This window comes from uncultured Ellagibacter sp., from assembly GCF_934643285.1.
Classification (GTDB): domain Bacteria; phylum Actinomycetota; class Coriobacteriia; order Coriobacteriales; family Eggerthellaceae; genus Ellagibacter.
This window is the reverse complement of the sequence record NZ_CAKUBT010000001.1, coordinates 188495-213754: the sequence shown is the minus strand read 5'-3', so window position 1 is coordinate 213754 and position 25260 is coordinate 188495. Positions and strand designations below refer to the sequence as shown.

At 57.8% G+C, this 25260-nt stretch carries 28 protein-coding genes; 15 read left to right on the top strand and 13 right to left on the bottom strand.

Annotated features, from left to right (window positions below; all coding sequences use genetic code 11):
• Window position 1 precedes the first annotated feature (1 nt).
• From Q0I65_RS00975 to hflX, 6 genes are all read left to right on the top strand, one after another.
• Window positions 2–1102 (top strand): ATP-binding protein, encoded by a 1101-nt coding sequence (locus Q0I65_RS00975; protein WP_296058833.1) that lies wholly within the window; start codon window positions 2–4, stop codon window positions 1100–1102.
• Between the two features lie 132 nt (window positions 1103–1234).
• Window positions 1235–1552, top strand: a complete 318-nt coding sequence (locus Q0I65_RS00970) for a stage V sporulation protein S (RefSeq protein ID WP_366513193.1) — start codon at window positions 1235–1237, stop codon at window positions 1550–1552.
• A gap of 6 nt (window positions 1553–1558) precedes the next feature.
• Entirely contained in the window at window positions 1559–2929 is a 1371-nt protein-coding gene (miaB, locus tag Q0I65_RS00965) for a tRNA (N6-isopentenyl adenosine(37)-C2)-methylthiotransferase MiaB (RefSeq protein WP_296058829.1), read from the top strand.
• A gap of 5 nt (window positions 2930–2934) precedes the next feature.
• Window positions 2935–3906: a tRNA (adenosine(37)-N6)-dimethylallyltransferase MiaA gene (miaA, locus tag Q0I65_RS00960; RefSeq protein ID WP_296058827.1), complete on the top strand. Its 972-nt coding sequence runs from the start codon at window positions 2935–2937 to the stop codon at window positions 3904–3906.
• A 25-nt stretch (window positions 3907–3931) separates the two neighbouring features.
• Window positions 3932–4849, top strand: a complete 918-nt coding sequence (gene dapF / locus Q0I65_RS00955; protein ID WP_296058825.1) for a diaminopimelate epimerase — start codon at window positions 3932–3934, stop codon at window positions 4847–4849.
• Window positions 4850–4851: 2 nt separating this feature from the next.
• Window positions 4852–6192 (top strand): GTPase HflX, encoded by a 1341-nt coding sequence (hflX, locus tag Q0I65_RS00950; protein WP_296058823.1) that lies wholly within the window; start codon window positions 4852–4854, stop codon window positions 6190–6192.
• Here the strand turns inward: hflX and lexA are convergent.
• Window positions 6152–6802 (bottom strand): transcriptional repressor LexA, encoded by a 651-nt coding sequence (gene lexA, locus Q0I65_RS00945; RefSeq protein ID WP_158048547.1) that lies wholly within the window; start codon window positions 6800–6802, stop codon window positions 6152–6154. The genes hflX and lexA overlap by 41 nt on opposite strands.
• 115 nt (window positions 6803–6917) lie before the next feature.
• Here lexA and Q0I65_RS00940 point away from each other — a divergent pair, with 115 nt between their 5' ends.
• The 8 genes from Q0I65_RS00940 to Q0I65_RS00905 all read left to right on the top strand — a co-directional run bounded on the left by Q0I65_RS00940 (window position 6918) and on the right by Q0I65_RS00905 (window position 12864).
• The gene (locus Q0I65_RS00940; RefSeq protein WP_296058820.1) at window positions 6918–7256 is read left to right on the top strand and encodes a hypothetical protein; all 339 of its coding nucleotides are present in this window, start codon (window positions 6918–6920) and stop codon (window positions 7254–7256) included.
• 117 nt (window positions 7257–7373) lie between these two features.
• Complete coding sequence (gene nrdR / locus Q0I65_RS00935; RefSeq protein WP_296058818.1) at window positions 7374–7820, top strand: transcriptional regulator NrdR; 447 nt, start codon at window positions 7374–7376, stop codon at window positions 7818–7820.
• Window positions 7821–7823: 3 nt separating this feature from the next.
• Window positions 7824–8273 (top strand): dUTP diphosphatase, encoded by a 450-nt coding sequence (dut, locus tag Q0I65_RS00930; RefSeq protein ID WP_296058816.1) that lies wholly within the window; start codon window positions 7824–7826, stop codon window positions 8271–8273.
• Window positions 8274–8391: 118 nt separating this feature from the next.
• Complete coding sequence (locus Q0I65_RS00925; protein ID WP_296058814.1) at window positions 8392–8781, top strand: hypothetical protein; 390 nt, start codon at window positions 8392–8394, stop codon at window positions 8779–8781.
• Between the two features lie 230 nt (window positions 8782–9011).
• On the top strand, window positions 9012–10025 hold the full coding sequence (gene nadA, locus Q0I65_RS00920; RefSeq protein ID WP_296058812.1) for a quinolinate synthase NadA: 1014 nt from the start codon (window positions 9012–9014) through the stop codon (window positions 10023–10025).
• Window positions 10026–10031: 6 nt separating this feature from the next.
• On the top strand, window positions 10032–11375 hold the full coding sequence (locus Q0I65_RS00915) for an FAD-binding protein (RefSeq protein ID WP_296058811.1): 1344 nt from the start codon (window positions 10032–10034) through the stop codon (window positions 11373–11375).
• On the top strand, window positions 11372–12256 hold the full coding sequence (gene nadC / locus Q0I65_RS00910; protein WP_296058809.1) for a carboxylating nicotinate-nucleotide diphosphorylase: 885 nt from the start codon (window positions 11372–11374) through the stop codon (window positions 12254–12256). The genes Q0I65_RS00915 and nadC overlap by 4 nt, the downstream gene beginning before the upstream one ends.
• Window positions 12253–12864 (top strand): transcription repressor NadR, encoded by a 612-nt coding sequence (locus tag Q0I65_RS00905; RefSeq protein ID WP_296058808.1) that lies wholly within the window; start codon window positions 12253–12255, stop codon window positions 12862–12864. Before nadC ends, Q0I65_RS00905 begins: the two co-directional genes overlap by 4 nt.
• A gap of 349 nt (window positions 12865–13213) precedes the next feature.
• Here Q0I65_RS00905 and Q0I65_RS00900 read toward each other — a convergent pair whose 3' ends face one another.
• A complete protein-coding gene (locus Q0I65_RS00900) occupies window positions 13214–14110 on the bottom strand; it encodes an acetamidase/formamidase family protein (RefSeq protein ID WP_296058806.1) in 897 nt (298 codons plus the stop codon).
• Window positions 14111–14143: 33 nt separating this feature from the next.
• Window positions 14144–14587, bottom strand: coding sequence for a thioesterase family protein (locus Q0I65_RS00895; RefSeq protein WP_296058804.1), 444 nt, complete (start codon window positions 14585–14587; stop codon window positions 14144–14146).
• Between the two features lie 92 nt (window positions 14588–14679).
• On the opposite strand from Q0I65_RS00895, the gene Q0I65_RS00890 reads away from it, so the two are divergent.
• The gene (locus Q0I65_RS00890) at window positions 14680–15633 is read left to right on the top strand and encodes a prenyltransferase (protein WP_296058802.1); all 954 of its coding nucleotides are present in this window, start codon (window positions 14680–14682) and stop codon (window positions 15631–15633) included.
• Window positions 15634–15807: 174 nt separating this feature from the next.
• Here the strand turns inward: Q0I65_RS00890 and Q0I65_RS00885 are convergent, their stop codons facing one another.
• From Q0I65_RS00885 to Q0I65_RS00840, 10 genes are all read right to left on the bottom strand, one after another.
• The gene (locus tag Q0I65_RS00885; protein WP_296058800.1) at window positions 15808–16254 is read right to left on the bottom strand and encodes a universal stress protein; all 447 of its coding nucleotides are present in this window, start codon (window positions 16252–16254) and stop codon (window positions 15808–15810) included.
• Between the two features lie 61 nt (window positions 16255–16315).
• Window positions 16316–17233 (bottom strand): tRNA glutamyl-Q(34) synthetase GluQRS, encoded by a 918-nt coding sequence (gene gluQRS, locus Q0I65_RS00880; protein ID WP_296058797.1) that lies wholly within the window; start codon window positions 17231–17233, stop codon window positions 16316–16318.
• A gap of 128 nt (window positions 17234–17361) precedes the next feature.
• A complete protein-coding gene (locus Q0I65_RS00875; protein ID WP_296058795.1) occupies window positions 17362–18753 on the bottom strand; it encodes a phenylacetate--CoA ligase in 1392 nt (463 codons plus the stop codon).
• 18 nt (window positions 18754–18771) lie between these two features.
• Window positions 18772–19194, bottom strand: a complete 423-nt coding sequence (locus Q0I65_RS00870) for an amino acid-binding protein (RefSeq protein WP_296058793.1) — start codon at window positions 19192–19194, stop codon at window positions 18772–18774.
• An 18-nt stretch (window positions 19195–19212) separates the two neighbouring features.
• Window positions 19213–19794, bottom strand: a complete 582-nt coding sequence (locus tag Q0I65_RS00865; RefSeq protein ID WP_296058792.1) for an indolepyruvate oxidoreductase subunit beta — start codon at window positions 19792–19794, stop codon at window positions 19213–19215.
• A gap of 11 nt (window positions 19795–19805) precedes the next feature.
• Window positions 19806–21536 (bottom strand): thiamine pyrophosphate-dependent enzyme, encoded by a 1731-nt coding sequence (locus tag Q0I65_RS00860; protein ID WP_296058790.1) that lies wholly within the window; start codon window positions 21534–21536, stop codon window positions 19806–19808.
• A gap of 43 nt (window positions 21537–21579) precedes the next feature.
• Window positions 21580–22020, bottom strand: a complete 441-nt coding sequence (locus Q0I65_RS00855) for an FHA domain-containing protein (RefSeq protein ID WP_296058788.1) — start codon at window positions 22018–22020, stop codon at window positions 21580–21582.
• 43 nt (window positions 22021–22063) lie between these two features.
• On the bottom strand, window positions 22064–23476 hold the full coding sequence (locus tag Q0I65_RS00850) for a D-alanyl-D-alanine carboxypeptidase (RefSeq protein WP_296058786.1): 1413 nt from the start codon (window positions 23474–23476) through the stop codon (window positions 22064–22066).
• Window positions 23466–23897, bottom strand: a complete 432-nt coding sequence (locus Q0I65_RS00845) for an amino acid-binding protein (protein WP_296058785.1) — start codon at window positions 23895–23897, stop codon at window positions 23466–23468. The genes Q0I65_RS00850 and Q0I65_RS00845 overlap by 11 nt, the downstream gene beginning before the upstream one ends.
• Window positions 23897–25204 (bottom strand): phenylacetate--CoA ligase, encoded by a 1308-nt coding sequence (locus Q0I65_RS00840; protein ID WP_296058784.1) that lies wholly within the window; start codon window positions 25202–25204, stop codon window positions 23897–23899. The genes Q0I65_RS00845 and Q0I65_RS00840 overlap by 1 nt, the downstream gene beginning before the upstream one ends.
• Window positions 25205–25260: the final 56 nt, after the last annotated feature.

Below are 25260 nucleotides of genomic sequence, written 5' to 3'. Positions count from 1 at the left end.
CATGGGCGCATCGGATCTCGAACAATTCGTTGATTCCATCTGTGACGAAAGCCATCTCCGAATCGAAGACGATTTAGGGGATGGCTTCGTTCGTCTTCGCACGTCCGAAGCGGAGCGACGCCAAGCTGCCCACGACATTCGATCGACCGAGGACATCGTTATCGAGCTGCTTCGCAACGCACGAGACGCCCATGCCCGCACCATTTTCCTTGCGGTAGGACGCGACGGGGACACTCGCAAGCTCACGATGCTCGACGATGGAGACGGCATTCCACTCGCCTTGCATGAGAAGATCTTCGAACCGCGCGTCACTTCTAAGCTCGATACTGTCCACATGGACAAATGGGGAGTCCACGGCAGGGGAATGGCTCTCTACTCGATCGAAGTGAACTCGACGCAGGCGAAGGTTCTCACATCGGACAAGGATTTCGGTAGCGCGATTTACGTCGAAACCGACCTCACCAAACTTCCAGAACGCGCCGATCAATCGACCTTCCCTACGTTCGAAGTAACGGAATCGGGAACCTACTCGATGCGAGGACCGAAAAACATCGTCCGCACCGCAACGGAATTCGCCCTCGAATCGAGGAAGGCATGCACGGTTTATTGGGGTTCGGCGACCGAAATCGCCGCCACGCTCTACGAATTCGGGGCGGCGACCACTTCTCCTGCTCTTCGGGCCTTCTGCAAAGACCCGCTCGAGTTGCCGGTATGCAAACGCCTCTGCACTGCATCCGATCCGGCAAGCTTCGCCGAAATCGCAGAAGGATTGGGGCTCTCGCTTTCAGAGCGCTCCGCCCGCCGAATCTTAAATGAGGAGATCAAGCCCATCATTCCATTGGCCGAATTCGTAAGAACTCAGGCGATTCCCGCAAAGGAAAAGGCACCCGAAACCTCAAAAGCGGCCAGTCAGAAAGCCGTCAATTGCGACGGCAGGTCGCTTCGTCTCTGCGATGAGGACAAAGCAATGCTCGCGGATTCCTGCAAGGATGCCTTCCTCGATATCGCCAATCGGTATTACCTTGATCCGCTCGGCGCACCGGAAGTGAAGGTTGGCCCCCAAAAGATCGAGATCACCCTGCGCTTCGATAAGCTGAGATAGCCGTTTGCGCAGGTTGCCACGCTGATGAGTAATTGCTATCATTTCTCTCAGTGACATAAATACCACCACTGAAACACACTACGAAACGACAAGGAAATGCTCGTGACAACCCCATCGGAATCGCAGCCGTCAATCGGCTGCTTAAAAGTGTCGTCGAAATCCTCTCCTGCATCTGTCGCTGGAGCGATCGCTGGCATGATCAAGGATGGACTTCACGTCGACATCCAAGCGGTAGGGGCCGGTGCCGTGAACCAAGCGGTCAAAGCCATCGCAATCTCGCGTGGCTTCCTATCTCCCGTGGGCATCGAAATCGTATGCGCCCCATCCTTTGCCGACATCGTCATCGATGGCGAATACCGAACCGCCATCCGTTTCACCGTTGAACCGCGCGGCGCTGTGATACCTTCCATCGCCGCTGAACAGAAAACCGCCAACCCTACGGAGCGCTGATACCGCATGCATTCACCCATCAATGGGCTTACGTTCTGCATCCACACCTTCGGATGCCAAATGAATAAACACGATTCCGAGCGCATAGCGGGCATGCTCGAGGCGCTCGGAGCACTCATGGTAGAAACCGTTGAGGAATCCGATGTCGTGGTCTTTATGACCTGCTGCGTCCGAGAAGCAGCCGATACGCGCCTCTATGGCCAGGTCGCCTCCATGAAAAACATTCCACTTCGTGCAGAATCTCCTCTGTCGAAGCGCGTCATCGCTGTCGGCGGCTGCATCGGGCAGCGCGACGGGGAGAAGCTCACTGAGGCCCTTCCTCATCTCGATGTCGTGTTCGGCACGCACAACCTCGGGTCGCTTCCACGTTTGCTCGAGGCGGCTATTGAGGGACAGGGGAAGCAGGTCGAGGTGCTCGCCGCCTCATCCGAATTCCCGACCGAGCTCCCGACAAGCCGTGAGCATTCTTGGGCGGCGTGGCTACCCATCACCATCGGATGCAACAATTTCTGCTCCTACTGCATCGTTCCTTATGTCCGCGGTCGCGAGAAATCACGTTCGATTGAGGATATCGTCGCCGAGGCCGAGCGCTATGTCGCTTCCGGCGTGAAAGAAATTACACTGCTCGGGCAGAACGTGAACTCCTACGGCCGCGACCTTTACGGAAAACCTCGTTTTGCCGACATCCTCGACGCCGTCGACCAAACGGGAATCGAACGGCTTCGCTTTGCAACGAGCCATCCGAAGGATCTTACCGACGAGGTTATTGAGAAGTTCGGTTCGTTGCGATCGCTCATGCCTGCGCTCCACCTTCCCGTGCAGTCGGGCTCCAACGCCATTCTCGCAGCAATGAACAGGCGCTATTCGCGTGACCATTACCTGCGCCTTATCAGCAAGATTCGCGACGTGCGACCCGATATCGCCCTGTCGACCGACATCATCGTCGGTTTCCCAGGCGAGACTGCGAAAGATTTCGAGGACACGTATCGCCTCGTGGAAGAGGTAGGCTACCATCAGGTATTTACCTTCATCTACTCGAAGCGTGAAGGTACCCCTGCGGCTCAGATTGAAGACTCCACACCGCGCGAGGTTATCCAGGAGCGATTCGATCGTCTTGTCGACCTTGTCCAAAAGCGCGCATTCGAGCTCAACCAACCGGATGTCGGAAGTGTTGTCCCTATCCTTGTGGAGGGATCCTCGAAGCGTGATGAGCGAATGATCGCAGGCAAAAGCCCCAAGAATCAAACCGTGCACGCGCTCGCTCCGCAGGGTATAACGCCGAGCGAACTTGCCGGCACGTTCGTGAACGTCAAGATCGACGACGCTAAGACATGGTACCTTTCGGGCCACGTGCTGGGCGTGGACGATCGTCTCTAAACGCCATGATCGACGAAACGGGGAAGACGGCCATCAGCCTTCCGCTTATGCGCCCTGTCATCTGCGTCGTTGGTCCGACGGCATCAGGAAAGACCGACGTTGCGCAGCTGCTTGCGCAAAATCTCGGTGGGGAAGTGGTGAGCGCCGACTCCATGCAGATTTACTGCGGCATGGACATTGGCACTGGCAAACTTCCCGAAGAGGAACGGCTTGTTCCCCATTTCGGGTTCGACCTCGTGAACCCGGGGGAGCCGTATTCGGCAGCCTTGTATCAACAGTATGCAAGAGAATGCTTCTCTGATATCGACAAACGTGGAAAGAGAGCGCTGCTTGTCGGGGGAACGGGACTCTACGTCCGCGCGGCAATCGACGCCTATGACTTCCCGAAAGGGGAGCAGGTCGACAACCCCGTACGCGAAAAGTGGACTGCCTACTACGAGGACAACGGAGCCGATGAGCTTTGGGAGCGGCTACACGAGCGCGACCCCGAAAGCGCGTCCGTTATCCACCCGAACAACGTAAGGCGCGTGATCAGGGCATTTGAGCTTCTCGAAGAGGGTACAACATATGCGATCCAAAAGGAGAATCTCGCATCGATCCCGCAAGCTGTTCCTGCCAAGTTTATCGGACTCGCCGTCGATCCAGAAATACTCAACAAGCGAATCGAACGGCGTGTAGACAACATGATCGAATGTGGTCTCGTCTGCGAGGTTGAACGATTGCTCGACAAAGGCTTTCGCCAGGGTATCACCGCACCTCAGGCTATCGGATACAAGGAAATCGTATCCGCGCTTGACGGTGATATCTCGCTTGATGAAGCCATCGAGCAGATCAAGACCGCAACACGGCGATACGCAAAACGACAGCGTACATGGTTCCGCAAAGATACGCGAATTGCATGGATTGACGCGGATTCCGGAAACGCCGAGGCAATCGCAACACAAGCGCAACACTCACTTGGTACAATGGGCGCCTAAGCCAACAGAAAGAGGACATGCACCTATGGAGCTTTCATTCACCAAACTTAACGGAGCTGGCAACGACTTTGTCTTCGTGGACGATCTTTCTAATGAGATCGAGCTGACCACGTCCCAGGTTTCCTGGCTTTGCGATCGGCATTTCGGCATTGGTGCCGATGGCGTCATTCTTGTGCGCCCCTCCGAGCGACCGGAGTGCGCCGCTTATATGCACTACATCAACTCAGACGGAACGCTTGCCCAAATGTGCGGTAATGGCGTGCGCTGCTTCGCGAAGTTCCTCGTCGACCGTGGATACGTGCAGGCGAGCGACGGCTCGTTTGTCGCTGATACGCTCGCAGGACCGAAGCCGATCAGCTTCACTGTCGACGATGAGGGCAAGATGACCCAAGCAACGGTCGATATGGGCCATCCGATCCTCGAGCCGAGCGAGGTTCCCGTTAACGCCAAGGCGAACGCAACGTCTCCAGCGGGCGCGGCCTATGCTCGCGAAATCGAAATCGACTCACCCTGGGGGCCGTTCGCTTTCACCTGCGTCTCGATGGGCAACCCTCATGCGATCACCTTCATCAACGACTTCAACACACTGCCGAAAGGCCTGTTCACTTCCGAGGAAAGGTCTCTCGCGACGCTCGACCTTGAGAAAATCGGAGCATTCTACGAGTCGAACCCCGTATTCCCCGAGAAGGCCAATATCGAGTTTGCCCACATCAGCGATAAGGGTATCGAGATGCGCGTGTACGAGCGCGGCTGCGGAGAGACCCTCGCGTGCGGCACGGGCGCATGCGCAACGTGCGTCGCTGCCGCGCTGACCGAGCGCACTGGGCGCGAAAACGACCTTATCCTCCGCGGTGGCGTGCTCCATATCCTTTGGACCGACGACGACCATGTCATGATGACAGGACCTGCCGCCGAGGCATTCGAGGGAACGGTAGTCCTGTAAGCATGGAGCAGTTCGCCTCGGTACTCACCAAGGGAGCGCAAACGACGTTCGAGGAACAGCGGGAACGTGCAATCCTCGTCGGCGTTGACCGCCCGAACCAGAAGTGGTCCCTCGAATCTTCGCTTGCGGAACTCGAGAGACTCGCCGACACGGCGGGCGCCGACACCGTCGCCAAGACGACGCAGAAGCTCGAATCGCCCAACCCTCGAACGTTCGTCGGAACGGGCAAAGCGGAAGAGATTGCCCAGCTTGCTCGCTCATATGCGGCGGACCTGGTCATATTCGACGACGAGCTCACTCCGTCGCAGCAATCCAACCTTGAAAAGACCGTCGATAAGAGCGTCAAGATCATCGATCGCACGGCGCTCATCCTCGACATCTTCGCACTCCACGCCTCCTCGAAAGAGGGCAGGCTTCAGGTGCGCCTCGCGCAGAACCAATATCTCTACCCCCGCCTTCGTGGCATGTGGGCGCATCTCGCCTCGAACCGCATGGGCGGCGGCGTCGGATCGCGCTTCGGCGAAGGTGAAAGCCAGCTCGAGGTCGACCGAAGGATGGTGCGCAAGCGAATTACCTCCATCAAGCGCGAGCTCGCCCACTTAGCCGACGTGCGATCGCTGCAGCGCGAGGAACGATATTCGAGCGGCATGTTCCGCGTTGCTCTGGCCGGATATACCAATGCAGGTAAATCAAGCCTGATCAACCGCCTCTGCGACGCCGATGTCCTCAGCTATGACAAGCTCTTTGCAACCCTCGACTCCACGACAAGGAAGTTCGAGCTGCCCGAAGGGCGTGAAATAACCGTCACCGACACTGTTGGGTTCATTCAAAAACTGCCGACGACCTTGGTTGAGGCATTCAAGTCGACACTCGATGAAATCACGGGAGCGCATTTGATTCTGCACGTAATTGATGCTTCCTCAAGCGAACGAGAGGGCCAACGCGATGCCGTCGACGAGACGCTCGAGCAAATCGGCGCTCAATCGATTCCCCGAATCGAGGTATTCAACAAGTGCGATCTGCTGAGCGACAAAGACATTAGCGCTCTCAAGTCCCGTTACCCGCAGGCGATTGCGATATCCGCTGCAACAGGAGAGGGGATTGAGGAGCTCGTCAAGCGAATCGCACAAGCTGCCTCAGCTGCCGATACGCATATGAGCGTCCTCATTCCCTACGCAAAAGGGGCTCTTGTTGCGAAGGCTCATGAACGCTGTCATATCGTGAGCGAAACTCACGAAGAACAGGGGACTGTCATCACGATGTTCGTCCCCCAGAGCTACGTGAGCGCCTTTCAGCCCTACCTTACAAACGACGAAACACCGCAACAACTTTGCCCGCAATAGAGCAATTTGTGGTGATAATCGGATCCATGGAGGAGTTCTCCGGCTGAAGCCGAATATGGTCCTTCTCCTTGTAGAAGCGCTTCACGGTTGCCCCGTCGTCGATGATGGCGACAACAATATCGCCGTTGTTGGCAACCGGCTGCTCCTTAACGACCACATAGTCGCCGTCGTTGATGCCTGCCTCGATCATTGATTCACCGCGCACGGACAAGAGGAACGAGGGAGCATCACCGACAATGTCGGTCGGAAGGGAAATCGTGTCGGTAATATTCTCTTCAGCAAGAATTGGCACACCCGCAGCGACATCGCCCACAAGCGGCACGTTCACGATTTTACTAAAGCTCGGCTGAACGACATCTGGAACGGAGCTCGCCTGCACCGATGAGCCCTCAAGAGGGTAGGTAAGCGAGATCGATCGAGATTTTAAAGGGTCTCGTTTGATAAGGCCCTTTTCTTCGAGAGCCTTCAGGTGGACATGGACGGTAGAAGGGGAGGAAAGCCCCAGAGCATGGCATACCTCACGAACCGTCGGCCCGTAGCCCTTTTCCCGAATGCAATCCTCAATGCAATCGAGAACAGCTTGTTGACGCTTCGTCACTTTGGCGGCCATAGTGCGTCCTTTCAGTAAATCGAACAAATGTTTGAAATAATTATTGACGTGAACCTTTGTTCGATTTATTATAAACGCGAACAAAGGTTCTACGCAAGGGCAAGGAGGCACAAAGATGGGAAATTTCGAAATGAGGTACCCCGTACACGGATCAGCCGCGCTGAAGCCCAGTTCAGCAGAGCAATCGCAATCTGCGACCATCATCGAGTTCCCAGCTATTGCGCAAAACGAGTTCGATTGGGAGTCTTTCGAACAGAACAGCACGGCGGCACAGCCTTCAGACTTCTCCCAACTCAAAGCGCTCTTCACCACGCCACTCGATGATCGCAAGATGGTGCGAAGCCTCAAAGAAGGAACCTTACGCGGCGTCTCTCACAGCGATATGAAGCCGTCACACGCAATCGCATGCGGCGTCGCAATGACAATCGCTTCGTTTATCCTGTTTTTCCTGTAAGAAACCTTTTGGTGATGTCCGCATCTTCAATTGTGCGGACATCCTGATCAAAGCCGGAACGGACAATCCATACGGTATGATACCTTTAACAGAAGTAAAGTTTAAAGGAGCATGCGCATGCGTTGTCCCTCCTGCGGCTACCTTGAATCAAAAGTCGTAGACTCACGCCCATCCGAAGACGGAACATCGATTAGAAGGCGCCGAGAGTGCCTGAAATGCCAACGCCGATTCACAACATACGAGCGCTTGGGCGATAACCCGCTTGTCATCGTTAAAGTCGATGGCTCGTCCGAAGCCTACGATCGCAACAAGCTGTTTAGGGGCCTGCTTATCGCATGCGCCAAGCGACCGATTTCAAAAGAGCAGGTCGACGACTTGATCGACAGCATCGAAACCGAGCTTCGCAATACCTCACGCACCGAAATAAGATCGAAAGAACTTGGCGATATGGCGCTGAAGCGCCTTGCAAAGCTCGACGATGTCGCCTATGTCAGGTTCGCGAGCGTATACAAAGACTTTCAAAACATTGAAGAATTCGCTGAAGCACTTGAGGAGTTGCGATAAATCATGCCAGAACAGTTACTCGTTCCAATTAAGCGGCTTGATGAAACCTTGGAGGTTCCCCGGTATGCGTACGAGGGCGACGCAGGCGTAGACCTGCGCTCAGCCGAAGATTTTTCGCTCAAGCCCTTCGAACGAAAGCTCGTTCCAACAGGAGTCGCAATCGCACTGCCAAGAGGCTATGCAGGCTTTGTTATGCCGAGGAGCGGCCTTGCTGTGAAGCACGGAATATCTATCGTCAACACGCCGGGACTTATCGACAGCGACTACCGAGGCGAGCTGAAAGTTACACTGATCAATCTTGACCCAAAAGATACCTTCCAAGCGCAAAAAGGCGACCGCATTGCTCAGCTCGTTATCATGAAGGTAGAGAACGCAAACTTCGAATGCAGAGACTCATTGGACGAAACCGAGCGCGGCGACTCCGGATTCGGAAGCAGCGGCGTTCAAAGCTAACGATTTCCACGGCATAGTTGCCCAAAGAAACCAAGATCGTACCTTAGAACGGCTCTCAGAGCTTCATATATGAAACCCCAGGTCAACAACTTGATAATTTACGAGACGAAGGATAGCAGTGCGGAATAGCGAAGAAAAAGAGCAGAAACTCGCCTCAACGAGGAAACTGATTACGTTCGCCAACATCGCTGGACCTGTCTCGCTCATCATCGGCGGAGTCTTGCTGAGTACGGCAGGACTTATATGCTCGTTGATAGCTCGTTCGAGAATCAATACCATGCTGAAAGAACAACCGCAAGACCAAGCATTTTCGCAAAAGGTCATGCAAGCGGCAAAACCAGGCGCCATTGCACTGATTATCTGCACGATAGCGCTTGTCCTTAATGTCATTTCGCTGGCGCTCGTGATGCCAGCCGTGCTCGAAGCCTCACAGACCGGTAACCTGACTACGCTTTTCGGGGGCGGTGCAGTAAACACCGCAGGAACAGCTACGTCCACCTGGGGCTAGAGAAACGATAGCGTTTCGGCTAGCCAAACCACGCTTCAATCAAAAGCCCATTCAAGGGTTCGCTAATTCACCATGCATTCGCTCTTATACTAGATATAAATGATTGATAATAGGCGTTATGTAAACTAAAACAAATGAAGATAAGGTGTGCACTTTACAGATGACAAGTCATGTGTAAAGTGCTACGTCATACTCAATCCGTGAGCAACGATACGAAACATGGAGCAAGCATGAACGAACTAGGCAATCGCGATTCCAAGCCAAACGCAACGCACGCCTCAGATGCTCTAGCATCAGCGGAACACGGCGCAGCCGTCAACATCGAAGCATTGTCGGTCGAAATCAAGCGGCTTAAAACACGCCGAGATGCTGTCATCCTGGCTCATTACTATGTGCCACCCGAGGTGCAGGATGTTGCCGACTACGTTGGAGACAGCTTCGCGCTGGCAAAGCTTGCCGTTGACCTTCCTCAGCAGACCATCGTACTCTGTGGCGTGGAATTCATGGGAGAATCGGCGAAACTGCTGAACCCTGAGAAAACGGTGCTCCTGCCCGAACCTGCTGCGGACTGCCCGATGGCGCACATGATCCGCAAGGCCAACATCGACTCTATCCGCGCGAAGTACGCCGACGATCTCGCCGTCGTATGCTACGTGAACTCTACCACCGAAGCAAAAACATGGTCGGACGTATGCGTCACCTCTTCGAACGCCGTGAAGATCTGCAGCTCCTTGCCGCAGCGCAACCTGCTGTTCATTCCTGACATGAACTTAGGTCGCTACGTTGCCGAGCAGATTCCCGATAAGCATGTCATCCTGAATAAGGGCTATTGCCCACGACACATGACCATCAGTCGAAAGCAGGTCATCGATCTTGAGGAAGCCTACCCCGATGCCGTGGTAATGGCACATCCTGAATGCCCGGCGGATGTGCTGGCCGAAGCGGATTTCATCGGCTCCACAAAAGGCATGATCGAACACGCAACCGCTTCCGACGCAAAAGACTTCATCATCTGCACCGTTGTGGGAATCTTGCGCGAGCTCATCCGCAGAAACGCTGGCACTGGCAAGCGATTTCACTTCCCCACCACGACCCCCCGCTGCGAGAACATGGATTTGGTCACGCTGCCGAAACTTGCAGCCTGCCTACGCAATCCGAAGCCTTACGAGGTGCACGTCGACGAGAGTCTCGCCCCCGCTGCACGCCTGACGCTTGAGCGCATGCTCGAATACGCAGCAAAGTAGGTCAACATGGACGAACGAATCGAACATCTCTACTGCGACGTGGTCATCGTCGGTTGCGGCGTTGCGGGCCTGTACTGTGCGCTCAACCTTCCGCGCGAGCTGTCCGTCATCATGTTGGCGAAAACCACACTCGACGAATGCGACTCCATGTTGGCTCAAGGAGGCATCTGCGTGCAGTATGACGCCAACGATTACGCGTCATTCTTCGAAGATACCTTGCGAGCAGGCCATTTCGAGAACCGTCGCGATAGCGTGGACCTTATGATTCGCGCGAGTCGCAGCGTTATCGACAACCTGATGAGCTTTGGGGTTGACTTCGCCCAAAACGATGACGGGTCGCTGCGCTATACCCGCGAAGGCGCTCACAGCCGCGCGCGCATCTGTTACCACCAAGACACCACCGGCGCCGAAATCACAACGAAGCTTTTGGCAGCAGTAAAGCTATTAGCGAACGTGCGCATCCTCGAAAATACCTGCATGGACGATATCCTCACCGAAGAGGTTGTTGGCATCCGAAGCAGTCGAGGTGTTCGCCAGGCATCTCGAGAGAAGAACGCTCGCGAGCGCTGTCGAGGTGTTGTCGCGCACAGCGACGATGGGCGGACGGTATCCATCTCCGCAAACGCCACTGTTTGGGCATGCGGGGGTATCGGCGGGATGTACGAGCGATCCACCAACTTCCCCTGCCTCACCGGAGACGCGCTACGTATTGCACAAGCTCACGGCATAGCACTCGAGCATACCGATTACGTACAGATTCACCCCACATCGCTCTATACTTCCAAACCTGGACGCGCATTCCTTATCTCGGAATCCTGCCGTGGCGAAGGAGCTGTGTTGCTGGATGCACGAGGAAGGCGATTCACTGACGAGCTTCAACCGCGCGATGTGGTGAGTGCAGCTATCGAACAGCAAATGGCCAAAGAAGGTTCCGACTACGTGCGGCTCTCCTTTACCAATGTTCCGAAAAACGAAATCATGGGCCATTTCAATCATATTTACGAACACTGCCTCACAGAAGGCTACGACATAACGCAAGAACCGATTCCCGTCGTTCCCGCACAGCATTACTTCATGGGAGGAGTGCATGTCGATCGGCACAGCGCTACCACCATGCCTTCGCTCTACGCCGTTGGCGAGACCAGCTGCAACGGCGTGCATGGCAAAAACCGCCTCGCGAGCAACTCACTACTCGAATCGCTCGTGTTCGCACAACGCGCAGCGTGGGATATCGCCCGAAAGGAACGCCTCCCGTCGCCCCTTCCGCAAACGTACAGCGAGCATCCGATCGGCGCCGACGCGAAAGCTTACAAGGAATTCTGCATGACGAGGGAGGCCGTGTGCGCATGAACCCCATAACACTGACTACCGTCGCCGAGCCGCTCATTCGAGCCGCTTTGGCCGAGGACATTACCAACGAGGACGTGTCAACTGCCGCTATCATGCCAGAAGCGCACCCTGCCGCCGTCGACCTCATCGCGAAGGCCGACGGTGTGCTCTGCGGCCTCGACGTGTTCGAGCGGACGTTCGCCATTCTCGATCCCGAAAGCAAAGTCGAACGATATGCAGAAGAAGGTAGCGATATCGTCGCAGGTCAAAAGCTAGCAACTATATTCGGTGATGTTCGCACGCTCCTGTCGGGCGAACGCGTGGCACTCAACTACCTTCAGCGCATGAGCGGCATCGCCACTTACACGAGAAAGGTTGCCGCGCTTCTTGAGGGCAGCGGGACCACGCTCGTCGACACGCGCAAAACCACCCCGAACATGCGCGTGTTCGAGAAAGAGGCTGTGCGATGCGGTGGTGGCCACAATCACCGATATAACCTCTCCGACGGCGTGATGCTCAAGGACAACCACATCGCCGCAGCTGGCGGTATTCGACCAGCTATCGAAGCAGCTCGCGCCTATGCTCCATTCGTGCGTAAGATCGAGGTCGAATACGAAACGCTCGATCAGGTGCGCGAAGCAGTGGATGCGACCGCGGACATCATCATGCTCGACAACATGGACCACAACACCATGGCCGCCGCCATAGCACTCATCGATGGTAAAGCTCAAACGGAATGCTCGGGCAATATCGACGCTGCAAATGTAAGCTCCATCGTCGACCTGGGAATTGATTTCGTTTCAAGCGGCGCATTGACGCACTCCTCTCCTATCCTCGATGTGTCCATGAAGCACCTGCGCTTGCTTGACAAAGAAACTGACGGAAGCGAGGCGCGATCATGACATCGAAAGCGCAAACACGTCGCGAGGCGCTGCTTCTTCTTCTGAACAACGGCGACGAACCGTTGACCGGTGGAATCCTTGCCCAACAGCTTGGTGTAAGCCGACAAATCATCGTGCAAGATATTGCGCTTTTACGCGAAACGGGGGCGAGCATTGTCGGCACCTCGCAGGGATATGTGCTGGAGAAAAACTCACGTGAAAACCTCGAGCTGACGGAGAAGGAAGATAAAGCGAATTCCGATGCAGCCGAATGCTCCGACGATAAAAAACCGCTTGAGCGCACATTCAAGGTACGCCATGATCCCGAGCAAACCAGAGATGAGCTTGAAACGATCATTTCCGCAGGCGGGCGCGTTGTAAACGTCTCAATCAGCCATCGCGCCTACGGTTTTCTGAGCGCCCCGCTCGCCATCGAGACAGAGGAAGACATCTCGCGCTTCATCAACGACATCGAAAGCGGCAAGTCAGCCCCATTGAGCACCGCGACCTCAGGCTACCATTACCATCTCATCGCAGCCGATGACGAGGAGGCATTCGAGACCATCGGGCGCGCGCTCGCTGACAAAGGCTACCTCGCGCCTCTGCTCCCCCACGAGATGCCGGAGTAACTCACGCTATCAAAACCGAAAAGTGTATCCCATGGCGCTTAAACAGACCAGACAGGCTCCCCCATTCTTTTGGCGAGGTCTTTCATTACGTAAACATTCCGAATCGCAAGCCATGCATTCAAGAAGGCAAACCCCCCCCCTTCCTTTTCGAGTTCGGATGAAGAGGAAGGGGGCAATCACTGCGCTTGAAGCTGGGCTTACTCTAGGATTCCCCAATCGAAGGCGCGCTCGAGGACTATGGCTGCGCTTCCTCGGCGGGCACGAGGGAGCAAAGCGACACGGCCAGGACTGCAGCGAGCAGCGGCTTTAAGGCCTTCCCGGCGGGCTTGGAAGCACCCTTGTTCACTCCTTATAAGGAGAAGCCAATAGCGTCGAGCACGTATTTCGGGACCATGAAGCGAACCGTCTTCTCGGGATCGACCATCTGGCAGACACGTACGTCGGCCACAAGCGAGAGCAGCATGACCAGGTCAGCTTCCGACTCGTTGGTACGCGATGCAAGCAGGTCGACCATTTGCTGAACCGCGAGTTCGGCAGCCTTATCGAGCGATTCGGCGGAAACGATGATGCCGAAATGCGTTTCGTTCTCGATCAGGGGGTTCGGGACCGAAAGCTCGGGCAACGCGGTCAGCGTCACCGTCGCATAACCGGCAACTTCCGCGCCCGACACGCTCACCTCGCCATCGCCCATGACAGCATGCATGTCACCGCAACCGAACAGCGCACCATCGACGGCAACGGGGAAATACAGCGTCGCACCTGCGGCAATAGCGGTGTTGTCCATGTTGCCGCCGTGCTTGCCCGGCGTTCCGCAGTTGACCGGCTCGCCTTCGGGGGCAACACCGATGACGCCAATCATCGGGGCAAGCGGGATGCTCAGGCGCTCATCCCACACGACCTTGCCGTCCTCGACCTTGCAAAAATGCGTCGCCCAGTCACTGAAGCGGTCGCCGCAAACACCCTCGTCTTTTCCGGTGCAAGAACTTGTCTGCGCATCGAGTTCGATATTGTCGATATGAACCTTCAGCGTGCCACCCGCAACAGCGCCTTCGACATAAATCGGGCCCGTGGCGGGGTTGATTGCCTCCCAGTCGATTTCGCTCAGTTGATCTTCGGGGCCTTGTAGCTGGTTGCCGAAGCAGTCCTTCGTGCGAATGCGCACCGTCTCGCCCGACGGCACGTTCAGCACCGGCTCCAAATCCTTGTCGAACGAAAACAGTGTCTTGGAATCATCGAGTTCAATCATGAGAAATCTCCCTTTCAAACGTTGCCGTTATTCTCATTGATAATCTGGCTCAAGCGCCGCTTTATAGCGCTCGTAAAGCTCCGGTACCGCCTTTTTCATGCTCACCGGCTTGAAATCGTCGCGCCGAATAAGACAATGCTCGCTCATTCCTGTCGCAAACGGCTTCGCCACGTCGAAATCGAGCGCTTCTCCATCGAAGACTTTGTAGCGAAACTGCACCTTCGTCGGTTTGAGCGCGGTGACGGCCAGCTGCACAACAACCTTGTCCCCGTATCGAACGGACTCGCCGTAGTCGCACTCGACATGGAGGACGGGAGAGATAAGTCCCCGCGCTTCCAAGTCCGCATAGGGAAATCCTAGCTCAGCAAGATATTTCTCACGAGCATCCTCAAAGTAGAGGATGTAGTTGGCATGATAGACGACTCCCATCATATCGGTTTCGCCGTAGCGAACGGATATGGGCACATTCAGACGCATAACGAGCACACCTTCTAAAAAACGGTAGAATACCTCTTAGTATGGTAGCGCATTGCGGCGCGTTGAGATATCAAGAAGGGCAAAACGAGACAATGACCGAATCAGCTTCAAGCAAAGACCAGCAACCCTACGAGAGATTCACGTTGAAGATGGCTGTCGAGCTTGCTGCTCCGCACACATGGCCCGCATCCATTCTGCCCGTGCTCGTCGCCACAAGCTGCGCGGTCGTGCACTCCCCCGCCCTCGACGTCCTTATGGTGTGCGCGCTGCTCGCCATCTGCATCCTCATGCAGGCTTCGGTCAACACCTTCAACGACTACTACGACTTCATCAAAGGCGCAGACAGCGAAGAGGATAATGTCGACATAACCGACGCTGTGCTCGTGTACAACCATATCAACCCCGCGTCGGCGCTTCGCCTGGCAATTGGATTGCTCGTCGCCGCCTTCGCGATCGGCGTCTACGTCATCTATTGCGCCGGATGGATCCCGCTTGTCCTTGGAATCATCGGCGCGGTGATCGTCATCGCCTATTCAGCTGGCAAAACGCCTATCTCCTACCTTCCCATCGGAGAAGTGGTAAGCGGGTTCGTCATGGGTGGGCTCATTCCGCTCGCGTGCTACCAAGTCCTCACGGGGCATCTCGATTTCGTCGTGCTTGTCTGGTCGATTCCGACGATCATCGGAATCGGGCTCATCATGATGACGAACAACACCTGCGACATCGAGAAAGACATCGAGTCGAACCGCCGCACGCTGCCCACGCTGCTCGGCCGGCAGCGTGCTCGCAAGCTCTACCACGCGCTCGTCTTCTGCTGGATCGCCGCGATCGTAGTCGTTGTTGCGGTGTTCTTCCCGCGCGGTGCGATCATCTTGGTGTTCGCGCTGTTAGCTTCCTATCCTTTGCTGAAGGCGCTCTTGGCTAATCCCCTCGCGCCCCCAACGCGCATCGGTGCCATGGCGCAGATCTGCAGCGTGAACATCGCGCTCGGATCGTTCTACGCCGCCGCGATCTTTGCAAGCAGCGCCATCGCCTTCATCGCCTAAGGGAAGAGGCAGCCACCAGCGTAGAGGCCGCCACCAGCGTCAACACCTCTGTCGTATTGGCGGCAGCGCGTACGAGTGCTCGTATTCCCGTCGCATAAAAATGCCCTGCATCCCGAAGGTTGGCATCGGAACGCAGGGCGAGTATCATACCGCAAACAGCTACGTGGGAAGGCGTTACTTCGTCACGAGAACGGGAATCTCCGACTCGCGAAGGACCGCCGTCGAAACGCTGCCCAACATCGAGCGGACAGCGCCCAAGCCGCGGCTTCCCATGACGATGAGCCCGCAGCCCTCCGCCTTCGCGATCGAGATGATCAGCTCGTGCGGTTTGCCAAACGCAACGCGCAGCGTCGTGACGCCCTCATGGCCGATGACACGATCACCGACGTTCTTCTTCAAATTCGAAAGCGCTTCCTCTTCGCCGCCGATGGAGGTAAGAAGAACGCCCGCAGCGCGCGCGGCCGCATTGAACGCCGGGTCACCCGTCTTCGCCAAGTCGGTGACCGTGACGACAACCACACCTTCGGCCAAGCCGTGATCGACGAGCTCATAAGCGTCAGCAAGCGCGCGGTTCGAAGCGTCGGAGCAATCGTAACCTACGAGAATCTTTGAGTATCCCATGATGAAACCTCTCTTTCATACGACGACGAGAACGCCGCCTATCCCCTAGTCGGACAGGTTATCAAATCCAGGCTATCTGGATTCTACCATGAAGGTTCTTAAGCGAGAAGCAAGAAAGAAGCTGCTCGGGACTTGCTGGATCCGCCGTGGGTGCAAGGCCCGTGATTCCTGCGATATGTCCGATGATCGCCTCAGGGAAGCCGAACCTCGCAAGCAGGGCATCAAGCGATGCGTCGCGATCGCGCTTCGAGAGCCGTCGATCTCGTTCAGCGACGAGGAGTGGGATGTGGCCGTAGGTGGGATGCGGTAGGCCAAGCAGGTTCTGAAGGTAGATCTGCTGCGGGGTCGAGCATAGCAAGTCGACGCCCCTCACCACGCTGTTCACCCCTTGTGCGGCATCGTCGACGACGACGGCGAGCTGATAGGCGAAAGCTTGGTCGGAGCGGCGAACGAGGAAGTCGCCGCAATCGCGCTCAAGGTTTTGGGAGTAATCGCCCTGGATGGTGTCATGAAACGAAATGATCTCGTCAGGTGTTCGCAGCCGCATGGCAGGCATTCGCCCCGAAGCCTCCTTCGCCGCGCGCTCCTTGGCGGAAAGCGACCGGCAGGTTCCCGGATAGACGAGCTTTTCCCCACGATGAGGGGCAGATGCCGCATGCAAATCTGCGCGCGTGCAGTAGCAGGGATAGATAAGGCCCCTCTCCTTGAGCGAATCGAAGGCGGCAGCGTAGACCTCGTCCCTATTGTGCTGAAAGAAGGGGCCGCGATCCCATGTCAAGCCAAGCATCTCGAAATCGCGCTGCACTGCGTCGATATACTTCGGCTTCGAGCGCTCGCGGTCCAAATCCTCGATGCGCAGAACGATATCGCCACCCTGGGACTTCGCGACGAGCCAAGCCACAAGCGCAGCGTAAATGTTGCCCGCATGCATGCGCCCCGTGGGCGACGGAGCAAAACGCCCGACCACCTTCTCGCTCACCGCATAACCCCCTTTCGTTCCCTCATGATGCAACAACCAGAACAAACCCCAAGCCCCGCGCAAGCCAGGGCCCTAAGACAACGATGCCGACGACAAACGCCGCCGGCATCGAGGAAAGGCTAAAAGCGCTACTTGCGCAGGTCCCTCACGTGCTTCGTCTTGCCGGTCGAGCGCTCGATGCCACCCGGCTCGACAAGCTTCACCTTCACGCCAACAAGCAACGTGCCCTTGAGCTTTTCGGCGACCATCTGGCGGAAGTTGTCCATCACCTCGAAGGAGTCGCTGAACGCCTCGGGTTTGAGCTCGACGTTGACCGTCATGCGGTCAAGGCCGGTCTCGTTGTCGACCACGATAAGGTAATGCGGCGTGACGCCCTCGATGCCCGCGAGCACGTCCTCGACCTGGCTCGGGAACACGTTCGTTCCGCGGATGATGAGCATGTCGTCGCAGCGCGCGCGGACCTTCTGCATACGCGCATGCGTGCGGCCGCAGCTGCACTTCTCGGTAACGACGCGCGTCAAGTCGTGCGTACGGTAGCGAAGCACAGGGATGCCTTCTTTGTCGAGCGGCGTCAAAACGAGCTCGCCCATCTCGCCTTCAGGCACGGGCTCGCCGGTCACCGGGTCGACGACCTCCCACAGGAAATGGTCCTCGGCTATGTGCTGCATATCGCGCTCAGCAAGGCACTCGCCCGACACGCCCGGCCCCATGACCTCGGTCAACCCGTAGTTGTCGGTGCACACGATGTGCATGCGGTTCTCGATTTCCGCCTTGAGCGCAGGCGGGCAGGGCTCGCCGCCGAAAAGCCCGACGCGCAACGTCGACTTCTCCCAATCGTAGCCCATCTTTTCCCCCACCTCGCAAATATGGAGCGCGTAGGTGGGCGTCGCGATGATCACAGTCGTACCGTAGTCCTCGATCATCTGGATATGGCGCTCGGTGTTGCCCGAACCCGCCGGAATCATCGTACAGCCAAGCTTCATGCAGCCGTAATGGAGGCCGAAACCGCCGGTGAACATGCCGTAGCCGAACGCCATCTGCACGCGATCGCCCGGGACGACGCCCGCCATGCTGGCAAGACGCGCGATGCAATCGCTCCAAACGGCCATGTCATGCTTGGTGTAGCCAACGACAATCGGTTTGCCCGTCGTTCCCGAGGACGAGTGCATCTCGACGATCTTGTCGAGCGGCTGGGCGAAAAGCCCATAGGGGAACGTCTCGCGCAGCGCGTTCTTATCGGTGAAGGGAAGCTTGCGGATATCTTCGAGCGTCTTGATATCCTCGGGCGTAACGCCCATCTCGTTCATCTTGTCGCGATACCACGCCACGTTCTCGTAGGTGTAGGCAACCTGCGCGATCAGCTTCTCAAGCTGGATTGCGCGGATACGCTCGCGGCTCGAGGTCTCCATGGCGCGGTCGAACATGGGAAGCACGTCGAAATTCCCCGCAGCAGCAGCCTTGAGAGCAGCGCCTTTCACGGAGGGGTCGAATATCTCTTCAGCGGTACTGTTCACTATCATCACAACTTTCCTCAGCAGTTACGCAACGAGATGCGCAAGATCTTCCTGGCCCAGAAGCTCAACGGGCTCGCTTTCGAGCATCCTCTCGGCGGCAGCGACATCGTTCACCGAGAGGACGATATACGTGCTGATGAGCGAATAGCTGTACGTTACGTTGATGTGGCAGTCGGCGATGATTCCCATAACGCGCGCGAGCTCGCCGGGCGTGTCCTCCAAGCGAAGCACGAGTACCTCGGACTTCGCGCAGGCGGCGTTCTGGTCGCGAAGCACCGCGAGCGCCGCATCGGGATCATCGACGATGAAGCGCACGATGCCGTAATCGCCGGTATCGGAAGCGCTGTAGCCGCGAACGTTGACGCCCGCCTCGACGAAGGAATCGAGCACGCGAACCAGATGGCCGGGCTCGCTTTCGATGAAGACGCTGATTTGGGAAACGCTCATAAGACCACTCCTTCTCGCTTATTCCGCGGAAAACGAGGCACCCAGCTTGAACGCCTCGAGATTGACATCGAGATACTTCTCGGGAACGCGCGCGGCGATGACCCGGTTCCACACCTCTGTCGGGAAGCCGAGGGCGCGAGAGAGCGCACCGAGCAGCACGACGTTGGCAGCCTTCGTGGTGCCCGCCTTGCGGGCAAGCTCGGTTGCGGGAATGAGCATGGCCCCCGCATCGCGCAACCGCTCGCGCGCATGCTCGGGCATGGAGGCGCGCCCCGTAGCGACGGGAAGCGGCTTGATCGACTCGTCGTTCACAAAGAGGCTGCCACCTTCCTTCACATAGGGAAGGTTGCGAAGCGCCTCGGTCGTCTCGAACGACACGACGCAGTCCGCCGAGCCCAAATCGGCGATCATGGACTGGACCTTATCACCGAATCGCACGACGGTGGTCACCGCGCCGCCGCGCTGAGCCATGCCGTGGATCTCGGAAACCTTCACATCGAGCCCGCTCTCCTCGGCAGCACGGGCAAGCAAATCGGCGGCGAGAATCGTGCCTTGACCGCCGACGCCGCAAAGAAGAACCGTTTTCGTATTCGAACTCATCGGATCTCCTCCTAATCTTGAACGATGAAGCCGCGTGCGCAGTACTGCGCGCACTGCCCGCAGCCGATGCACATGTCGCGATCGATAACCGCCTGTCCGGTCGACTCGTCCTTGGAAATCGCGGGACAGCCGAGCGTGATGCACGCGCCGCATGCAGTGCACTGGGAAGAGACCTCATATGCGGGCTCGCGATGACGCTCGAGCAGAACGCACGGGGCCCTGAAGACGATCACCGAAAGCGTATCGGTAGCGGAAGTTGCCTCTTTCAGGGCGCGACGGACGGCCCTCGCATCGTGCGGATCGACCGTGCGAACGTCCTCGATGCCAAGCGCCTTCAAGACGCCTTCCATATCGAGCTCGCGCGAGGGGCGGTGTTGGAGCGTTTCGCCGTTGAACGGGTTGCCCTGGCGGCCGGTCATGGCCGTCGTGCGGTTGTCGAGGATGCAGACGGTGCCCGCGCCCTTGTTGTAAACCGTCGAGATGAGCGACGAGAGGCCGGAATGCGCGAACGTGGAGTCACCGATCACGGCGACAACGGGACGATGCTCGCGACCCGCGAACGCAAGCTCGAAGCCGTGGGCCATCGACACGGATGCGCCCATGTCAACGCAGGTGTCCATTGCGGAAAGCGGCGGCAAAGCGCCCAACGTGTAGCAGCCGATGTCGCCCGTCACGATGGCCTTGCAGCGCGAGAGCTCCTTGAAGACGAGGCGATGCGGGCAGCCGGGGCACAGCGCAGGTGGGCGGCCCGGAACGTCTGCCTGGGCGGCAGCGTGCGCGGGCTCGGGGAAACCGAAAGCGGCGCGGATGAGCCCGACCGAGAGCTCGCCGTCGCGCGGCAGGGGGCAAGGGAAGCTCGCGACGTCGATCCCAAGCGCAGAGACGGCATCGGTCAAGTAGCACGACGCCTCCTCGACGACGTAGAGCGCCTCAACGCTCTCGGCAAACGCGCGAAGCGCCTTCTCGGGAAGAGGCCACGTGCATCCGAGCTTGAACACCGACGCGTCCGGCAGACCTTCCAGCACATGCTGGGAGACCGCGCCGGCGCACACGACGCCGATCTTGTCGCCACGCCTTATGACCTGGTTGTACGTACAGGTCTCGGCCCATTCGGTGAGCTCCTCGATGCGCTTAAGCTGCACCTTGCGGCGCGGCTTCGCGAACGCGGGCATCATGACCCACTTCGCAGGGTTGCTCTCGTAGGGAGCGGGCTCGACCTCTTTTCGGGACCCGACCTCGACCGGCGTCTTCGTATGCGAGACGCGAACCGACGAGCGGATGAAGAAGGGCACGTCGAATCGCTCGGAAAGCTCGAACGCGTCGCGCGTGAACGCGAGCGCCTCGGCGGAATCGGCGGGGTCGAGCATGGGAATATGCGCCGCGCAGGCGTAGTAGTGGGAATCCTGCTCGTTTTGCGAGGAGTACATGCCGGGGTCGTCGGCAGCCAGCACGACAAACCCTCCGCCGACGCCGGTATACGCAGCCGTGAACAGCGGGTCCGCCGCGACGTTCACGCCGACGTGCTTCATGGTCGAAAGAACGCGGGCGCCGCCGGCAGATGCGCCGATGCCCACTTCAACGGCAACCTTCTCGTTGACGCACCACTCGGCGTAGACGCCGTCCTTCTTCGCGAACGCCTCGAGCGTCTCGGTCGAAGGGGTGCCCGGATATGCGACGCCGATGCGCGCGCCAGCTTCCCAGGCCCCTTGCGCGATGGCCTCGTTTCCGCTTAGCAATTCCATGTGAAATTCCCTCTCGTAAATCTCGCCTTATGCGTCGATGCGCCTATTCCTCCCGATAGACGAGACAGAAGGCTCCGATTTGCACCACGTCGCCCTCGTGAAGCTCGCGCGCCTCGACATTGTCGTTGTTGACCCACACCCCGTTAAACGAGCTGTCGTCGGTGATCGTATAGCCATCCCCAGTCGGCTCGACCACGGCATGGCTGCGCGAGACCGTCATATCGTTTAGGAAGATGTCGCACTGCGGGCTGCGGCCCACACTCATCGGCGCGTTGCCCAGCTTGAAGACCATCCCGATCTGAGGGCCCTTCACAACCCTCAGAACGAACTGATGCTGCGGATGCTCCGCCGCAGGCACTTCCCCGCCCTCGACGGAGAACGGCTTGAAGCTCTGCGTCGTACCGAGCAATTTGAATCCGCAGGTCGGACACGCGGAAGCACCCGAGCTAAGAGTTGCACCGCAAACGGGGCATGTTTCAGTCATAATGCTTGTCCTTCTTTCGTCTTGCTTATGAAAGTCTAGCGAATTAAAGCGTGGTCTTCGTTCTGTCGTTGATAAGCGGGGTGTCGTTCAAGTCAACGGACGTTGCAACGGTCTGACTCCCGGTGAAATGAGACAGAAGCCTGCCCACCCAAATACCGGCAGCTTCAAGAGGATTCGGCGCCGCAACGTCCTCGCACGCGACAAGGTCGACCGTGGCAATCGCCTCGTTGTGCTGCTTGAAGACAGCGCTACCAACTTTGTCGCCCTCATGCACATTCCCGCTCACGTTGTCGAAACTCATTGTACAGCTCACGTTGCCTTTGAGCGAGAACACGTCGACCGAGCCGTCTGGTTCGGAGAAGGTCGCTTTGATCGTCTTATCCGTCCAATCGCCATGCGCGACCTCGGCAACGACGGGAACTTCCTTGGTGGAAGAACCCCAGGACATCGTAGCCGTTTCGCTCGCATGGGCATACGGGTAGTTCACACTATTGGCGTATACCCAGTCGAAAAGCGTCTTCGCGTCCGTGAAGCGCTGCTGCTCGCTTGACGAGTTGAGCACGATTGCATATAAGTCGAGCCCATCGCGGTTGCAGGCACCCGCAAAACATTCCCCGGCGAGCGAGGTGAATCCCGTCTTTATGCCGCAAGCACCCTCGTAGACGCCGATAAGCTCATCGGTCGATTCCAGCTCGAGCGGAGTTGCTACTCCCCCGCGCGTGACCGTGATCGTCGCCTTGTCCTTCGAGACGATATCGCGGAACGTCTGGCTTTTCATCGCGTAGGCGGACATCGTTGCCACATCGCGGGCCGTACTGTGCATATCGCCCGCATACTGGTTGAAGTCGAGCCCATGGGGATTCGCGAACAGTGTGTTCGCGCATCCGAGAGCCGCCGCCTTGGCGTTCATCGCGGCAACGAATGCCGCCTGTGCGCCGCCCTCGCCTCCAAGCTTCGCACCGACAGTGTCCGCAATAGCGATCGCCGCGTCGTTGCCCGACGAGGTGAGAAGCGCCTTGATGGCGTCCTCCATGGAAAGCACGTCGCCCTCTTTGAGCGACGCGGAGGACTCGCCGATGGAGGCTGCCTGAGCACTAACCGTCACCTGGTCGGTGAGCTGGGAGTTCTCCAGAGCAACAATCGCCGTCATAATCTTAGTCACCGATGCGATATGCGTCTGTGTGTCCGGGTTACGCTCGAAATACACCGTGCCGTTGCCGTCGACAACATAGGCATACGTCGCATCGATGCTTGGGCACTGAGAGACGGCAAGCCCGCGCGACTCAACGGTCTCGCCAGCGACAACATCGGTTTTCGCGACGCCGGCGAAAGCGGTGGCGGGCATGAGGGCGAACGAGAGCGAGACTGCGAGAACGCAGGCGCAAAGCGCGGAAAGCGCCCGCGCCCCGAAGGAGGCACGGGCGCTGCGCGCGATATGACGAGAGCTAGCAATCAAGCTGGTAAACCTCTTCCGGGGATACGGTTGCGAAGCCAGCCGCTTCGAGCTTGGCCTCGATGCCTTCCGCTTCACCAATTTTCAGCACATCGATCGCCATTTCGGGATTGACGGAGAAGCAGTAGCCGTACTCGATGTTGACGGACTGCTGGTCCAAAAACTCGAGCAGCGTCGCAAGCCCACCCTTCACGTTGGGAACGCGAACAGCGAGAACCGGGGTGACCGTCGCGCGATAACCAGCCGCGCGAAGCGCTTCGGCGGCGGCGTTGGGCGTATCGGCGAGCACGCGGGCGACGCCGAAGTCAGCTGTGTCGGCGAGGTTTAAGGCATGCAGGTTCACGCCCGCATCGCTCAGCACGCGACATGCAGAAGCGAGGCGACCCTTGTCGTTCTCCAGGAAAACAGTCAGCTGAGAAATCATTAGTGCTTCCCTTCTCTCAAGTCGATGACACGCTTGGCTTTGCCTTCGCTGCGCTCGATAGACTTCGGCTCGACGATCTTGATATCGACCTTAATCTGCAGGTTGCTCTTGAGCTCGGCACCAAGGCGCGCCTTCAAATCCTCGAGCTTGCGGATCTCGTCGATCGGGAACTCGGGCACCGTCTCGACGTTCAGCGTGACCTTGTCAAGCGGTCCGTTGTCGGTGAGCACAATTTGATAGTGGGCCGTGATCTCGTCGAAGCCGGTGATGATCTGCTCGATCTGCGACGGGAACACGTTCACACCGCGGATAATCATCATATCATCAGAGCGGCCGATGATGCGGTCGATCTTGCGATGGGTGCGCCCGCATGCGCACTCCTCGTTGATGATGCGGGTGATGTCGCGCGTGCGATAGCGCACAAGCGGGCAGCACTCGCGCGTAAGCGTGGTGAACACAAGCTCGCCATACGTGCCGTCAGGCACCGGCTGGAGCGTCTCAGGGTCGATGATCTCGGCGAAGAAATGATCTTCCGCCAGATGCAAGCCATGGGACTCGGAGCATTCCATCGCGACGCCCGGACCCATGACCTCGGACAGGCCGTACACATCGCAGTAGCGGATGCCGAGCTTGTCGCGGATTTCCTGTCGCATATTCTCGGAGGCAGGCTCGGCGCCGAAGATGCCGGCGGAGAGCTTGAAATCCTTTACAGGATCATAGCCCATGTTGATAGCCGTATCGGCCAAATAAAGCGCATAGGAAGGCGTGCAGCACAGGATGTCGGTGCCGAGATCGACCATCATCTGGATCTGGCGCTTCGTGTTGCCCGAAGAGGTCGGGATAACCGAGCAACCTGCCGCCTCCGCGCCATAATGCGCGCCGAGACCGCCCGTAAACAGGCCATAGCCGTAGGACACCTGAACGGTCGAATCCGCGGTGCCACCTACCATGTAGATGCCGCGGGCGAAGCAGTCGCCCCAGTTCTTAATGTCATTTGCGGTATGCCCCACGACCGTCGCCTGGCCGGTGGTGCCGGAGGATGCGTGGATGCGGGCGACGTCTTTCTTCGGAACGGCGAACAAGCCGAACGGGTAGGCGTCGCGCATATCTTGCTTGACGACGAACGGGAACTTCGCGAGATCCTCGAGGCAGGTCAGGTCGTCGGGCGTGACACCTGCCTCGGCGAAGGACTTCTTATAGAAATCGACATTGTCGTACGCGTGACGGATCGATTTCTTCATTCGCTCGAGCTGAAGCTCGCGCAGCTGTTCGCGCGGCATAGTCTCGATTTCTTCTTGAAAAAACACCTCAAGTCCTTCCTTGTCTTGCCTAGCGCATACGCGCCCTTGCCCACGCCACCAAG